Here is a 13,434-nt window from a genome sequence, read left to right as displayed (position 1 = left end):
AGGAGGAAGGCGCGGTCGCCTCGGGGTCGGGACACGTCAGCCGCGGACGGCCAGCGAGGCGGCGCGGAAGTCGCGGATGGCCTGCGTCGGGTCGCCGTGTTTGACCAGGGCCTCACCGACCAGGACGGCGTCCGCCCCGTCGCGGGCGTAGTCGGCCACCTGCTCCGGCCCCTGGACACCGGACTCGGCGATCCGGACCACGTCCTCGGGCAGGTGCGGGGCGAGGGTGGCATAGTTCCGCGGGTCCACGTCCAGGGTCTTGAGGTTGCGGACGTTGACACCCACGATCCTGGCGCCCACGGCCACGGCGCGCTCGATCTCCTCGACCGTGTGGGCCTCGACCAGGGCATTCATCCCCAGTGCGTGGGTGACGGCCAGGTACTCCGCCAGCTGCGCCTCGTCCAGGGCGGCAACGATGAGCAGGACCAGGTCCGCGCCGTGGGCCCGGGCCTCGTGGATCATGTACTCGTCCACCGTGAAGTCCTTGCGCAGCACCGGGATGTCCACGGCCGCACGGACGGCGTCCAGGTCAGCGAGTGAGCCGCCGAAGCGGTGCTGCTCTGTCAACACGGAGATGGCGGCCGCCCCACCGGCCTCATACCTCCGGGCCAGGTCAGCCGGGGAGGCGATGTCCGCCAGGGCCCCCTTAGAGGGGCTGGACCGCTTGACCTCGGACAGGATGCGGATGCCCTGCGGGTCGGTACGTCCCCCGCCGAGGGCGGCGTAGGCGTCCCGGGCCGGAGCACGGTCCGTGGCCTCGTCCGCGAGAATCCGGATGGCGTCCAGGGAGACCGTGCGGCGGCGCTCGGCGAGGTCGGCGCGGACTCCGACGATGATCTCGTCCAGAACGGTGGCCATCAGTGCCGGGCGGGCTCGGCGTGACCCTTGGTGCCCTTGCCGGCCTTGCCCATGATGAATCCGGCGACGAGACCGGCCACCGCGACGACGGCACCGGCGATGACCAGGACGAACAGGTCGGCCAGCATGCCGACGCCGGCCAGCAGGGATCCGGCGAGGAGCAACAGCACCAGCGTCCACGCGGCCGGCGAGTTGCCGTGGCCGAGGGGCTCGGCGTGAGTCGGGTCGTTCAGGACGAGGTCGTCGTCAGTGGTGCGGTGCGAGGTGGTCATGGACCGTCCCTTTCGTTCCAGGTATATCCAGGTCTATCCAGGCCAGCACTGCCCGCGTTCCAGGCGTGCGGCAACTGATCAGGTCTGTGCCTCATTCTGCCACGGAAGTCAGTGCCGGACCCGCAGGTCTCGCCCCGTCTCGATCAGGTGGGATCCTGGCCGCGGCTGAGCTCGTCCCAGGCGTCGATCTCGTCCAGGTCCCCGGTGTCCCCCGCGCCCGGGGTCTCCGCCGCGGTGGGCGCCGCGGTGGATGTGGTCCCGGTGGCTCCTGTGGCTGTTGCAGTGGTCGGCGTGGCCTCATAGCGGCGGGTGGTGGTCCACCGTCGGCCGAACAGAAGCACGGCGAGACCGCAGAGGAACAGCAGGATGCCGCCGACAAGGGTCAGCCATGGCCACACGGTGACGGCGTAGGCCCCCGCGTCCGCCGTGGTGCCGCTGGCCTCGGAGACCTGGGTCCGGGCTGCAGCTGCCGGGTCCAGGGCGGCCTGGAGGGAGGACCAGGCGGTCGCCGCTCCAGCGAGGAGCAGGAGCAGCGCCGTGATCCACCGGCCGATCCTGCGGGCCATGGACAGTGCGATGCCGGCGGCCATCCCGACCAGGGCCATGGCGGGCACGACGGCGGCCGCCTCGTTCCCGGTGGTCGTCACCGAGTCGCCCGGCAACCCGGAGATCTGGGTCGACTCGATCCAGGTCTGGGCCCCGGTGCCGAGGATGATGGCCCCGGCGGCGATGGCCCACAGGACCGCGGTGCGCCTCTTCAGCATCATGGCGTCACCTCCGGGTCCAGGGTGCTCAGCAGCCCCGCCGCGAGGACGGCCCGCATCGGTGCGCTCGACTTGGTCACGGTCTCGGCGGCTTCCGTCTCCGGGACTGAATCGGCCACGATACCGGCGCCGGCCTGCACGTAGGCGGTCCCGTCCACGAGCGTCGCGGCGCGGATGTTGATGGCCATGTCCATGTTGCCGGCCAGGTCGAAGTAGCCGACCACGCCCCCGTAGGGGCCTCGCTCCTGGGGTTCCCACTCATCCAGCAGTTGCAGCGCCCGCGGCTTCGGCGCCCCGGACAGGGTGCCGGCGGGGAAGGCCGCGGCCAGGACGTCAAGGGCCTTCTGCCCCGGTTCCAGCCGGCCCTCCACGTGGGAGACCAGGTGCATGATGTGGCTGAACCGCTCCACCTCCATGAATTGCGTGACAGACACGCTGCCGGGCACGCAGACCTTGGACAGGTCGTTCCGGGAGAGGTCCACGAGCATCAGGTGCTCCGCCCGCTCCTTCTGATCGTTGACCAGCAGCTTCTCGTGCAGGTGGTCATCCTCCACGGTGGCTCCGCGGGGCTGCGATCCGGCGATCGGGTGGGTGATCACCGAGCCGTCGTTGACGGTGACCAGCGCCTCCGGCGAGGAGCCGACGATCTGGTACCGGCCGCCGTCGGGCCCGGGCTTCTCGAAGGAGAACAGGTACATGTACGGGCTGGGGTTCATGGCGCGCAGGACGCGGTAGATGTCCAGGCCGCTGGCCGTGGTCTCCGCGGAGAAGCGGCGCGAGACGACGATCTGGAAGACCTCACCGTCCACGATGGCCTGCTGGGCCTTGGCGACGGCGTCCAGGAAGCCCTCGTGCGTCCACGAGTCGTGGACGTGGGCCGAGACGTCGAGGTTCAGCCAGTCCTTCGGGGCGACGGACACCGGGTCACCACTGCCCGGCACGCCACCTTCTGTCATGCCCCCAGCCCACGTTGCTGCTCCGGGCGACGCAGGACCGGTGAGCCGGACGGCCATCGAGCGCAGTCGCTCCACGGCGTCCGTCCACGCCTCGCGGGCGCCGGAGGCCAGGCCGTTGTGGTTGATGGCGTTGGCCACGAGGGTGACGGTGCCGTCCACGGTGTCATGCACGGCGAGGTCTGTGATGAGGTTCATGGCCATCTCCGGGAGCCCGAGGTCGTCGGGCGGCGGGCTCGGGAGCTTCTCCCAGCGGCGCACCGTGGGCCAGCCGAGGAAACCGGCCAACCCGGAGACCAGGTTGGGCAGGTCATCGCCCAACCCCTCCCGCACGTCGGTGGACAACAGGTCCAGGGTCGCCCGGAGCACCTCGATGGGGTCGCCCTGGGTGGGCACTCCGGCTGGGGGATCCCCCAGCCAGTGGGCCACGGCTTCCCCTCCCTGCCGGCGCGTGGTCAGGGTTGCAGCGCTTCCCGCTCCGATGAAGGAGTAGCGGGACCAGACGCCGCCCTGCGCCGCTGACTCCATCAGGAAGGTGCCGGGCTCGTCCGCGGCCAGGCGGCGGTAGATGCCGACCGGAGTCAGGCCGTCCGCCAGGACCGTCAGGGTGACCGGGATGACCCGGTGCTGTCCGGCGAGGTCCTCGAAATCCTCCGCGGAGGGGGTGATGGTGCCGAGCTCACGCATCCGTGGTGGTCTCCTTCGCTGTGGTGGTTGCAGGCACGTCAGCAGGGTCAGGACGGTCAGCGCCGGAGAGCGGAAGCCGGCGTCCGTCGAAACACGTGCGAGTGCCCGTATGGCAGGCGGCGCCGGTCTGGTCGACCTGCACGAGCAACGCGTCGCCGTCGCAGTCCAGGGCCACGGACCGGACCTCCTGGATGTGGCCCGAGGTGTCCCCCTTGCGCCAGTACTCCCGCCGTGAGCGCGAATAGTAGGTGGCCCGGCCGGAGACCAGGGTGCGCCGCAGGGCCTCCTCGTCCATCCATCCCAGCATCAGCACCTCGCCGGTGTCGTGCTGCTGGGCGATGGCGGCGACGAGGCCGTCTGGCGTCTTCTTGAGCCGCTGTGCGATCGCCGGGTCGAGTGCCACATCGGCGGAGGCGGTGTTGTCCATGGTGATCCAGTCTAGGCTCCGTGTAGCGTTGTCCCTGTTATGGGGAACCACGCCGACCGGACCACCGGCCAGACACCTGGACGCGACTTCACCGCGGCCTCTCGGGATGCACTCGTCGAGTCGTTGCTGGCCGCCGGTCCCGGCCGGCCGACCCTGTGTGAGGGATGGCAGACAGAGCACCTCGCAGCCCATATCGTCCTGCGGGAGAGTTCGCCGCTCGTGGCCGGCCTGGTGCTCCGTCCCCTGGCCCGCACCCTGGAGCGGAAGACCATGGAACTCGGCGACGCCTCGTCCTCGCCGCCCGCCTACCAGCAGCTGGTGGACCGGGTGGCCTCCGGGCCGCAGCCACCGGCGCGGCTGCGCCAGAACCCGCGGGCCTCGAGACTGACCAAGACCATCCAGGGGTCCACCGCAGCACGCCGTGCCGCCCAGGCCACGAACCTGCTCGAGTTCTTCGTCCACACCGAGGACGTCCGGCGCGCACAGGACCGCTGGGCCCCGCGCCACCTCGCCGACGACTACGCCAACGCCCTGTTCACCGAGTTCGGCCGCCGGGTCCGCATGATGTACCGCTCCGAGCCGACCGGGGTCGTCCTGGCCCGCAGTACGGGCCAACGCCTGGTGGCGCGCCCCACCGGCAAGGACGAGGAGACCCGGACCGTCTCCGGTCCGGCCGGGGAACTCGTGCTGCATGCGTTCGGCCGCCGTGACCATGCCCTGGTGCTGCTGGACTGAGCTGCGTCAGTGGGCGCGGGTGAGGTACCGGTACCGCGCCACCGTCGAGAAGCCGGCCGCCTGGTAGACGGCTCTCGCCCGCGTGGACCGCTCCTCCACCTGCAGCCAGCACCCGGAGACGTCCAGCCGGACGAGGTGGTTGAAGATGGCATCCAACAGGAGGGCCGAGAGTCCCCGCCCGCGCCGGTCCTCACGGACCCACAGCGCATAGATTCCCGCGAAGGTGTTCGAGGATCCCTCTGGGGTCACGAGGGAGACCTTCGCCCCGCCGGCGATGTTGCCGTCCTCGTCCAGGCAGCTGTAGAAGCGGCTGCGACCGCCGCCGAGCAGGCGGCGGTGGACCATCCGGCTGGCGGAATCGTCCCCGGATGGTCCGCTGCCCGCGTCCCGGCCCATGTAGGCCTCCAGCCATTCGTCGCTGAGGGTGTCGCTGACGAGGATGCGCCGGTCCCACTCGGCGTCCGCCGGGAGAGCCTCCCGATCCATCCACAGCACGCCGGTCGGGGCGACGGCCTCGTAACCGCGGCGTTCCAACAGATGGCCCAGGCGGTGCTGGCCCTCGAAGAACGCTTCGGACTCCACGTGGTGTGCCGCGATGGTGATGCCCGCTGAAGACACCCCCGAGGAGTCCTCTGAAGAGTTCTCGGAAGTGTTCTCCGGAGAAATTTCCGCATGGCCTTCCAGCCAGGATCCCGACGCCGGCAGCCACTGCTGGAAGGTCGGAGCCAGCCAGCGCTCGGCGCTTCTCCGCTCGACTTCATCCACGGCGGCCTCGATCTCCGCCACGGAGACCGGCATCGTCGCGGACACCACGGAATTGGCGCGCCGGGTGATGCCGGACGAGAAGCGCACTGACCAGCCGTTGACCTCTTGTGACTCGATGGCCGGCCAGCCCAGGAGGGTCAAGCGCTGCAACTCGATCGGTGAGGGACGCGGAGGGGTAGGGCGGTTAGCGGACGGGATAGCCGGCCTCCCTGATGGCGGCCTTGACCCGGGAGATCATGTCCACGGGTCCGAAGTGGAAGATCGAGGCGGCCAGCACAGCGTCCGCCCCGGCTTCGATGGCCGGCGGGAAGTGCTCCGGTGCGCCGGCACCCCCGGAGGCGATGAGGGGAACGGTGGTCACGGCGCGCACGGCGCGGATCATCTCCAGGTCGAAACCCTCCTTGGTGCCGTCGGCGTCGATGGAGTTCAACAGGATCTCCCCCACACCGCGCTCGGAGGCCTCCCGGCACCACTCGACGGCGTCGATCCCCGTGCCCTGCCGCCCGCCGTGGGTCGTGACCTCGTAGCCGGAGCCCACCGCCGGATCGTCCGTGCGGCGGGCGTCGAGGGACAGGGTGAGGACCTGGGATCCGAAGCGCTGGGTGATCTCGTTGATGACCTCCGGCCGGGCCACGGCCGCGGTGTTGATGGACGCCTTGTCCGCGCCGGACCTCAGCAGCCGGTCCACGTCGTCCACGGTACGCACGCCCCCGCCGACGGTCAGAGGGATGAACACCTCCTCGGCGGTCTGGGAGACCACCTCGTAGGTGGTCGCACGGTCGGCGGTGGAGGCGGTGACATCCAGGAACGTGAGCTCGTCGGCGCCGGCCTCGTTGTAGCGGCGGGCCAGCTCGACGGGATCGCCGGCGTCCCGCAGGGCCGCGAAGTTGACACCCTTGACGACCCGGCCGGCATCGACATCCAGGCAGGGGATCACGCGTACGGCAACGGGCATGGGTACTTCCTCGGGTGGTTCGGGATCAGATGCGGATGGCGTGGATGGCGGAGACCAGGATGGCGCGGGCGCCGAGGTCATAGAGCTCATCCATCACCTTGTTGGTGTCCCCCTTCTTGACCATGGAACGGACTGCGACCCAGTTCTCGTCCTGCAGCGGGGAGATGGTCGGCGATTCCAGACCGGGGGTCACGGCCGAGGCCCGGTCCAGGTTCGCGCGGCTCACGTCATAGTCGATCATGACGTAGCGGCGGGCCACCAGGACACCCTGCAGGCGCCGCAGCAACACATCCAGGCCCTCGGGGCGGCGCCCGGTCTGACCGATGATGATGGCCTCGGACCGCATGATCGGTTCGCCGAAGGTCTCCATGCCGGCAGCCTTGAGCGTGCTGCCGGTCTCCACCACGTCCGCGATGGCGTCCGCCACGCCCAGGTTGACCGAGGACTCCACGGCACCGTCAAGGTGCACGATCATCTCCGGCTTCACGGACTGGGTGGCGAGGTAGTCCTCGAGCAGCCCGTCATAGCTGGTGGCGATGCGCTTGCCCTCGAGCTCGGCCTGCGAGGAGAACCGTCCGACCGGGGCGGCGAAGCGGAAGGTGGACCTGCCGAAGCCCAGGGCCATGATCTCCTCCGCGGACCCGCCGACCTGGGCATCCTGGAAGAGATCGCGCCCGGTCAGCCCGATGTCCAGGGTGCCCTGACCCACGTAGACGGCGATGTCACGGGGCCGCAGGTAGAAGAACTCCACCTGGTTCTCCGGGTCCATCATCACCAGTTCCTTGGAGTCCCTCCGCTGAAGGTATCCGGCTTCCTGGAGCATGTCTCGGGCGGCTTCGGACAGGGCGCCCTTGTTGGGAACGGCGATGCGCAGCATACGTGCTGGTTCTCCTGGTGTGGTGGGTGGTGTGGTGGGTGGCGCGGCGGATGGTGAGGCGGTCGGCGTCTTGCCGGGGCGCCTCAGAGGTGGCGGTAGACGTCCTCAAGGGTCAGGCCCTTGGCGATCATCATGACCTGCAGGTGGTAGAGCAGCTGGGAGATCTCCTCGGCCGCCTCGTCCTTCGACTCGTATTCGGCGGCCATCCACACCTCGGCGGCCTCCTCCACGACCTTCTTGCCGATCCCATGGACTCCGGAGTCGAGTTCGGCAACGGTCCCGGACCCTTCCGGCCGGGTCTCGGCCTTCCGGCTCAGCTCGGCAAAGAGTTCATCGAAGGTTTTCACCCTCCCAGCGTAGCCACCGCCGGACAGTACCTCTGACCTCGCCCGTCCAATGTGACGCCGAAGCCACCGCTCAGCGCAGCGACAGTTCCGTCAGGACGGCGGCCTGGAACGCCTCGTACCCCTTGTCCTCGCTGGACCCCTCGAGCCCGGCCCGGTCCAGGGCCTGCTCCTCGTTGTCACAGGTCAGTACCCCGAAGCCGACGGGGGTCCCGGTGCGCACGGACACGTCCACCAGGCCCTGCGTCGCCCCGGAGCAGACGTACTCGAAGTGCGGGGTCCCGCCTCGGATCACGACGCCGAGGGCCACGATCGCGTCGAAGCGGGGTGCCAGCCGGGCCGCCGCCACGGGCAGTTCGAAGGTCCCGGGGACGCGGAACTCCTCGACCTCGATCCCGGACCCAGCCATCGGCTGCGCTGCCGACACCACGTCGGCGGCCGCCCGACGGGCGCCGGCCAGCAGCCCCTCCATGACCTGTTCATGCCACTGGGCCGCGACCACGGCGACGCGCAGGGGGCCGTTCGAGTCCGTGGTGCCGGCCGCCGTCGTGCGTTTCCCCGCCAGTTTCTCTCCGAGGTCTGCGCCCAGTCCCTGGGGTGCTCCGTGACCGCTCATGCTGTATCTCCTGTGGTTTCGGGTGGTGTGGTTACTGGTGATGTTGCTGCAGGTGACGTGGCCGGTGACCCGGGCATCGTGCTCGCCTGCCGCGGCACGAGGTCACCGGAGAGCCGGTGCGCCATGCGGTCCCGCTTGGTGGTCAGGTAGCCGCGGTTGTGCTCGGTGACGGGCGCGGGGCTCGGGACGATCTCCGCCACCTCGATCCCCTCCCGTTCCAGCTGCTGTGACTTGTCCGGGTTGTTGGTCACCAGTCGGATGCGGTCCAGTCCAAGCCGGCGCAGGATCGCGGCCGCGGACCGGTAACTGCGGGCGTCGGCGGGCAGGCCGAGATGCTCGTTCGCGGCGACGGTGTCGAGTCCGGAGTCCTGCAGTGCGTAGGCCAGGATCTTGTTGGCCAGGCCGATCCCCCGCCCCTCATGGCCGCGGAGGTAGATCACCGTTCCACCCTCGGCCATCGCCTGCCGCAGGGCATGGTCGAGTTGGGCGCCGCAGTCACAGCGTTCCGAACCGAAGACGTCCCCCGTCAGGCACTCGGAATGCAACCGGACGAGCGGAGCCGCGACGTCCAGCCCGGTGGTCCCGGCACCCGGCGCCTGGAGCACCACATGTTCGGCGCCGGTCTCCTGTTCGGGATGGACGGACACCTGGAACGTGCCGTAGCGGGTGGGCAGGTTCACCGTCGGCGTGCTGGTGTCGGGTTCGTCCGCTGGCTCCACAGCGCGCTCGAGACCCGGAACCACTCGGTGCTCGTCACGGTGTTCGTCGCCTTCGGTCGCCAGATACGCGACGAGGTCCTCGATCGAGACCAGTGGCAACCGGTGCCGATCGGCGAAACGGCGCAGGCCGGGCAGGCGCATCATGGAGCCGTCGTCATTGACGAGTTCCGCGATGGCCCCCACCGGGGTCCGACCGGCGAGCCGGCTCAGTTCCACGGCCGCCTCGGTGTGTCCGCGCCGCTCGGCCACGCCGCCGGCCGCCGCCACCAGCGGGAAGACATGCCCGGGGCGGCTGACCAGGTTGGCGGTGGCCGAGGGGTCGGCCAGCACCTTGAGCGTGGTCGCGCGGTCCGCGGCGGAGATGCCCGTGGTGGTGCCGGCGATCGCATCACAGGACACCGTGTACGCGGTTCCCTTGGGGTCCTCGTTGCGCGCGGTCATGGGCGGAAGGTCCAGGCGTTCGGCGACGTCGGCCGGCATCGGCGCGCACAGCACTCCGGAGGTGTAGCGCACGGTCAGGGCCACGATCTCCGGGGTGGCGGCGTCCGCGGCGAAGACGATGTCGCCCTCATTCTCACGGTCTGCGTCATCCACCACGACGACGGCCCGCCCGGCCGAGATGGCCGCAATCGCCTTCTCGATCGAGTCCAGCTGGATCGGGTGCTGGATCGATGGTTGGTTCGGTGCTGCCTGGTTTGATGCTGCCTGGTTCGGTGCAGCCTGATTCGGCTGGGCCTCAGTCGGCTGCGCTGGGGACCTCATCCCGTCACCTCCTGCCCTGCGGTGGCACTGGTACTGGCACTGGCACTGGCACTGGCACTGGCACGATCATGGTCCGTCAGCCGGGCGGCGTACTTGGCCACCACATCGACCTCGAGGTTGACCCGGTCCCCCAGGCTGCGGGTACCGAGAGTGGTCTCGGCCAGGGTGGCGGGGATGAGACCGATCTCGAACCAGTCGTTGATGGCTCCGGACGGTGCCCCGGACAGGGTTTCTGACTCCGAAGCCCGGTTCACGTCATTGACGGCCGTGACGGTCAGGGAGACACCGTCAACGGCGATGGACCCCTTCTCGGCGACGTAGCGGCCCAGCCCGGAGGGCAGGGCGATGCGGACCTGGCGCCACGATCCGTGGACCTCGATCTTGGCGATGGTCCCGGTGCCGTCGACATGGCCCTGCACGATATGGCCGTCGAAGCGGCCCGAGGCCGGCATGCAGCGTTCCAGGTTGACCCGGTCCCCCGCCTGCAGGTCGCCGATGGCGGTCCGGCGCAGCGTCTCACCGATGACGTCGACGACGACGGAGCCGGGCTTCAGGCCCTCCGTGCTGGCGCCATCGGTCATGGACACCGCCGTGGCGGTGAGGCAGGTGCCGTTGACAGCGAGGGATCCGCCGAGAGGAAGATCGACACTCGAGGCCGGTGCGTGGATGGTGAGCCGCGCCGAGTCGTGGTCCGGGCGGTGTTCGAGCTCGGTGATGGTGCCGAGTTCAGTGATGATTCCGGTAAACATGGTGTTCCCTCCGGGAGGTCCGTGATGGGTCATGGGGTCTGTGCAGCTCGCGCCTCTGCATCTAAAGGGCCGCATAGTGGAGCAGGACGTCGTCCCCGAGCCGGCTGACGGCGCCGTTCTCGGCTGCGTCCAGCGTCAGGCGCAGGGCATGGGACAGGGTGGTGTGCTGGGGCAGGTCGAGTCCGGCCGGGCCGGAGCCGAGGACCAGAGGGGCCTGGTAGAGGAACAGCTCATCGACGAGGCCGGCCCCCATCCAGGCCGACAGCACGGTGGGGCCGCCCTCGATCAGGACATGGCCTGGACTGGTCCCTCCGTGGGGCCACGAGGTGGAGACGGAGGGGCGTTCGGTGTTGCCTTCGGCGACGTTTCCGGCGGTCAGTTGATCCAGGACCACCTGAGGGTCATGGCTCTCGACATGGAGCCAGGAGGCGCCACCCCGTAGGGCCGCCCCGGCGGGAACGGCCCTACGGCCCTGCACCACCGGGACCGGCTGGCGGAGCAGGTCATGGCCGTCCTCATCCCGTGCCGTCAGCCGCGGATCGTCCGCGAGCACGGTCCCGGTCCCGACGATGATCGCGTCCACCCGGGAGCGCACCCGGTGGGCATGCCGCCGGGCCTCTGGTCCGGTGATCCACTGGCTGGTGCCGTCGGCGGCTGCCACGCGGCCGTCCAGGGACTGGGCGAGATGTGCCGTCACGAAGGGACGTCCGCTGTCGCGCGCCAGCGTCCAGCGTCGATTGAGGTTGACCGCCCCGGCACGCCGCACCTGATCCGCGTCGACCTGCGCCACGTCCAGCCCGGCGCTGCGCAGCCGGGCCGCGCCGCCGCCGTCGAGCCCGGTGGGGTCCGCCACCGCGTACCGCACCCTCCGGATCCCCGAGGCCAGGATGGCTTCGGTGCAGGGGCCGGTGGTGCCGGTGTGGTCGCAGGGCTCCAGGGTGATCCACAGCGTGGTGTCGGCGGGATCGATCCTCGTGGACTCAGTGGACTCGGTGGACTCGGTGGACTCTTTGAGGCCACTGAAGCCACTGGAGCCACCGAATCCGCGCAATCCGGCCAGGGCCTCGACCTCGGCATGGGCGGTGCCGCGGCCGCGGTGGTATCCGGAGGCGAGCACCCGGCCGTCCGAGGCGGTGATGATCGCCCCCACGAGCGGATTGGCACCTCGGGTCCCGCGTAGGGCCTGCGCCACGGCCAGGGCCAGGGCCTCCTCGGGACCGGCAGCATGGTGACCGGCAGTGACGCTGTCAGATGCGCTCATGGGACACGCACCGTCGGATCCGGCATGACCGTCTCGACCTCGGGCTTCTCATTCGCCTTGGCATGCACCCAGACGAAGAAGCCGACGAGGGTGAAGGCCCCGTAGAACATGTACATGAACGCACTGGCGTAGTAGCCCGCGCTGAAGAGCAGCGGCACCCCCACGACGTCGACCGCCACCCACACCAGCCAGAACTCGACCCAGCCACGGGCCATGCCGTAGGTGGCGATGAGCGAGCCGACGAAGGTCCACGCATCCGCCCAGACCGGCTCGTAGGACCCCAGCGCCGTGAACAGCGGAGTGAGGGCCAGGGTGCCGATCACCATGGCCGCCACGATCCCGATGCGGGCCTTCAGCCCGGCCCACTGGGGCGCGATCGCCGTGTCGTCACCGGCGCGTTCGGCCTTGGCGCGGCGCCATTGCACCCAGCCGTAGACCGAGACGGTGATGAACATGATCTGGCGACCGGCCTGGCCCAGCAGGTTCGCGGCGTCCGCCCCGCCGAACAGGCTGGACAGGAACACCGTGAGCAGGATGACGTTGCCGATGATGCCGATGGGCCAGGCCCAGACCTTGCGGCGCATGCCGCCCAGGGCCGAGGCCAGACCGAAGATGTTGCCGACCACTTCTCGCATCAACAGGCCGCCGCCGGCGACCGGGATGTACCAATTGAAGAGTTCGACGAGCCACCGCATGAAATCCATGAATCCTCCTTCGGAACGCGGCGGCTCCGGGGGATCATGCTGCGGATTCGCCCCTCCCATGGAGCGATCCCGGGTAGCCCGAAACGGCTACCGCGAAACCACACCCACCGGAACGGCGGTGCTGCACGTGCTTCTCCCATCCAGACTTTAACTGTCGGTACCGGAATTCCACCGGTTCAACCGCTGGTCGATGGCCACGGGTGTGGGTCGACGCGCGGGTCGCGGACTTTGACCGCCGGTTCGGATTTACACCGACCCCGGAGCACGTTGACACGATTGTGCCACAACGCATCCCCGTGTCCGCCTTCAGCGGAGCGGGGCGCTTCGCAATTCGTCAATTGCGGCCTCGGGGTCCTCTGCCCCGTAGACGGCCGAGCCCGCCACGAACACGTCCGCGCCGGCCTCGGCGGCGCGCATGATGGTGTCCCGGGTGACGCCGCCGTCCACCTGTAGGGCGACCGGCACACCGGAACCGTCCAGAGCTTCCCGGGCTCGCCGGATCTTGGGCAGGACCACGTCGAGGAAAGGCTGGCCGCCGAAACCCGGTTCCACGGTCATGAGCAACAGCAGGTCCAGTTCCTCGAGCATGTCCAGATAGGGCTCGACGGCGGTCGCCGGCTTCAGCGCCATGCCCGCCTTGGCCCCGTGTGAGCGCAGTTCCCGGGCCAGCCGGATAGGCGCCCCGGCCGCCTCGGCATGGAAGGTCACGGAATGGGCGCCGGCCTCCGCGTAGGCGGGCGCCCAGCGATCGGCGTCCTGGATCATCAGGTGCACGTCCAGCGGCAGGTCGGTGGCCCGGCGGATGGCCTGGACCACCGGCAGACCGAGCGTCAGGTTCGGCACGAAGTGGTTGTCCATGACATCCACGTGTACGGCGTCGGCGTTCCGGATCCGCGCGAGTTCCTCGGCCAGCCGGGCGAAGTCGGCCGACAGGATGGATGGGTGGATGTGGATGCCGCGGGAGTGCTCCGCGTGGTGGGGCATGG

Annotated in this window: 16 protein-coding genes and 1 riboswitch; of the genes, 1 reads left to right on the top strand and 15 read right to left on the bottom strand. The window is 69.7% G+C overall.

What is annotated here, in order from left to right:
* Nucleotides 1-36: 36 nt before the first annotated feature.
* The 5 genes from trpC to hisI all read right to left on the bottom strand — a co-directional run bounded on the left by trpC (nucleotide 37) and on the right by hisI (nucleotide 3,961).
* Complete coding sequence (gene trpC / locus BOSE125_RS05865; RefSeq protein ID WP_159550868.1) at nucleotides 37-858, bottom strand: indole-3-glycerol phosphate synthase TrpC; 822 nt, start codon at nucleotides 856-858, stop codon at nucleotides 37-39.
* Nucleotides 858-1,130, bottom strand: coding sequence for an HGxxPAAW family protein (locus tag BOSE125_RS05860; protein WP_159550866.1), 273 nt, complete (start codon nucleotides 1,128-1,130; stop codon nucleotides 858-860). Before BOSE125_RS05860 ends, trpC begins: the two co-directional genes overlap by 1 nt.
* A gap of 143 nt (nucleotides 1,131-1,273) precedes the next feature.
* Nucleotides 1,274-1,897 carry a Trp biosynthesis-associated membrane protein gene (locus BOSE125_RS05855; protein ID WP_159550864.1) on the bottom strand — a complete coding sequence of 208 codons (624 nt, stop codon included), beginning with the start codon at nucleotides 1,895-1,897 and terminating at the stop codon, nucleotides 1,274-1,276.
* On the bottom strand, nucleotides 1,894-3,534 hold the full coding sequence (locus tag BOSE125_RS05850; RefSeq protein ID WP_159550862.1) for a chorismate-binding protein: 1,641 nt from the start codon (nucleotides 3,532-3,534) through the stop codon (nucleotides 1,894-1,896). Before BOSE125_RS05850 ends, BOSE125_RS05855 begins: the two co-directional genes overlap by 4 nt.
* Nucleotides 3,527-3,961, bottom strand: a complete 435-nt coding sequence (gene hisI, locus BOSE125_RS05845) for a phosphoribosyl-AMP cyclohydrolase (protein WP_159550860.1) — start codon at nucleotides 3,959-3,961, stop codon at nucleotides 3,527-3,529. Before hisI ends, BOSE125_RS05850 begins: the two co-directional genes overlap by 8 nt.
* Before the next feature lie 39 nt (nucleotides 3,962-4,000).
* Here hisI and BOSE125_RS05840 point away from each other — a divergent pair, with 39 nt between their 5' ends.
* Nucleotides 4,001-4,696 (top strand): maleylpyruvate isomerase family mycothiol-dependent enzyme, encoded by a 696-nt coding sequence (locus tag BOSE125_RS05840; RefSeq protein ID WP_159550858.1) that lies wholly within the window; start codon nucleotides 4,001-4,003, stop codon nucleotides 4,694-4,696.
* 6 nt (nucleotides 4,697-4,702) lie between these two features.
* Here the strand turns inward: BOSE125_RS05840 and BOSE125_RS05835 are convergent, their stop codons facing one another.
* The 10 genes from BOSE125_RS05835 to rpe form a co-directional block, all read right to left on the bottom strand.
* Nucleotides 4,703-5,602, bottom strand: coding sequence for a GNAT family N-acetyltransferase (locus BOSE125_RS05835; protein WP_159550856.1), 900 nt, complete (start codon nucleotides 5,600-5,602; stop codon nucleotides 4,703-4,705).
* Nucleotides 5,603-5,645: 43 nt separating this feature from the next.
* Nucleotides 5,646-6,416 (bottom strand): imidazole glycerol phosphate synthase subunit HisF, encoded by a 771-nt coding sequence (hisF, locus tag BOSE125_RS05830; RefSeq protein WP_159550854.1) that lies wholly within the window; start codon nucleotides 6,414-6,416, stop codon nucleotides 5,646-5,648.
* A gap of 25 nt (nucleotides 6,417-6,441) precedes the next feature.
* Nucleotides 6,442-7,293, bottom strand: coding sequence for an ATP phosphoribosyltransferase (hisG, locus tag BOSE125_RS05825; protein ID WP_159550852.1), 852 nt, complete (start codon nucleotides 7,291-7,293; stop codon nucleotides 6,442-6,444).
* A gap of 83 nt (nucleotides 7,294-7,376) precedes the next feature.
* A complete protein-coding gene (locus BOSE125_RS05820; protein ID WP_159550850.1) occupies nucleotides 7,377-7,640 on the bottom strand; it encodes a phosphoribosyl-ATP diphosphatase in 264 nt (87 codons plus the stop codon).
* 70 nt (nucleotides 7,641-7,710) lie between these two features.
* Nucleotides 7,711-8,253: a 6,7-dimethyl-8-ribityllumazine synthase gene (gene ribH / locus BOSE125_RS05815; RefSeq protein WP_159550848.1), complete on the bottom strand. Its 543-nt coding sequence runs from the start codon at nucleotides 8,251-8,253 to the stop codon at nucleotides 7,711-7,713.
* Nucleotides 8,250-9,641 carry a 3,4-dihydroxy-2-butanone-4-phosphate synthase gene (gene ribB / locus BOSE125_RS05810; protein ID WP_159554778.1) on the bottom strand — a complete coding sequence of 464 codons (1,392 nt, stop codon included), beginning with the start codon at nucleotides 9,639-9,641 and terminating at the stop codon, nucleotides 8,250-8,252. Before ribB ends, ribH begins: the two co-directional genes overlap by 4 nt.
* Nucleotides 9,642-9,730: 89 nt before the next feature.
* The gene (locus BOSE125_RS05805; RefSeq protein ID WP_159550846.1) at nucleotides 9,731-10,483 is read right to left on the bottom strand and encodes a riboflavin synthase; all 753 of its coding nucleotides are present in this window, start codon (nucleotides 10,481-10,483) and stop codon (nucleotides 9,731-9,733) included.
* A 61-nt stretch (nucleotides 10,484-10,544) separates the two neighbouring features.
* Complete coding sequence (gene ribD / locus BOSE125_RS05800) at nucleotides 10,545-11,744, bottom strand: bifunctional diaminohydroxyphosphoribosylaminopyrimidine deaminase/5-amino-6-(5-phosphoribosylamino)uracil reductase RibD (protein ID WP_159550844.1); 1,200 nt, start codon at nucleotides 11,742-11,744, stop codon at nucleotides 10,545-10,547.
* Nucleotides 11,741-12,448 (bottom strand): nicotinamide riboside transporter PnuC, encoded by a 708-nt coding sequence (gene pnuC, locus BOSE125_RS05795; protein WP_201301146.1) that lies wholly within the window; start codon nucleotides 12,446-12,448, stop codon nucleotides 11,741-11,743. The genes ribD and pnuC overlap by 4 nt, the downstream gene beginning before the upstream one ends.
* 124 nt (nucleotides 12,449-12,572) lie before the next feature.
* A riboswitch (FMN riboswitch) is annotated at nucleotides 12,573-12,717 on the bottom strand.
* A gap of 37 nt (nucleotides 12,718-12,754) precedes the next feature.
* Nucleotides 12,755-13,432, bottom strand: a complete 678-nt coding sequence (gene rpe / locus BOSE125_RS05790) for a ribulose-phosphate 3-epimerase (RefSeq protein WP_159554774.1) — start codon at nucleotides 13,430-13,432, stop codon at nucleotides 12,755-12,757.
* Between the last annotated feature and the right edge of the window lie 2 nt (nucleotides 13,433-13,434).

The sequence above is a fragment of the Citricoccus sp. K5 genome (assembly GCF_902506195.1).
In the GTDB taxonomy this organism is placed as follows: domain Bacteria; phylum Actinomycetota; class Actinomycetes; order Actinomycetales; family Micrococcaceae; genus Citricoccus.
This window is presented reverse-complemented; position numbering and strand designations above follow the sequence as displayed.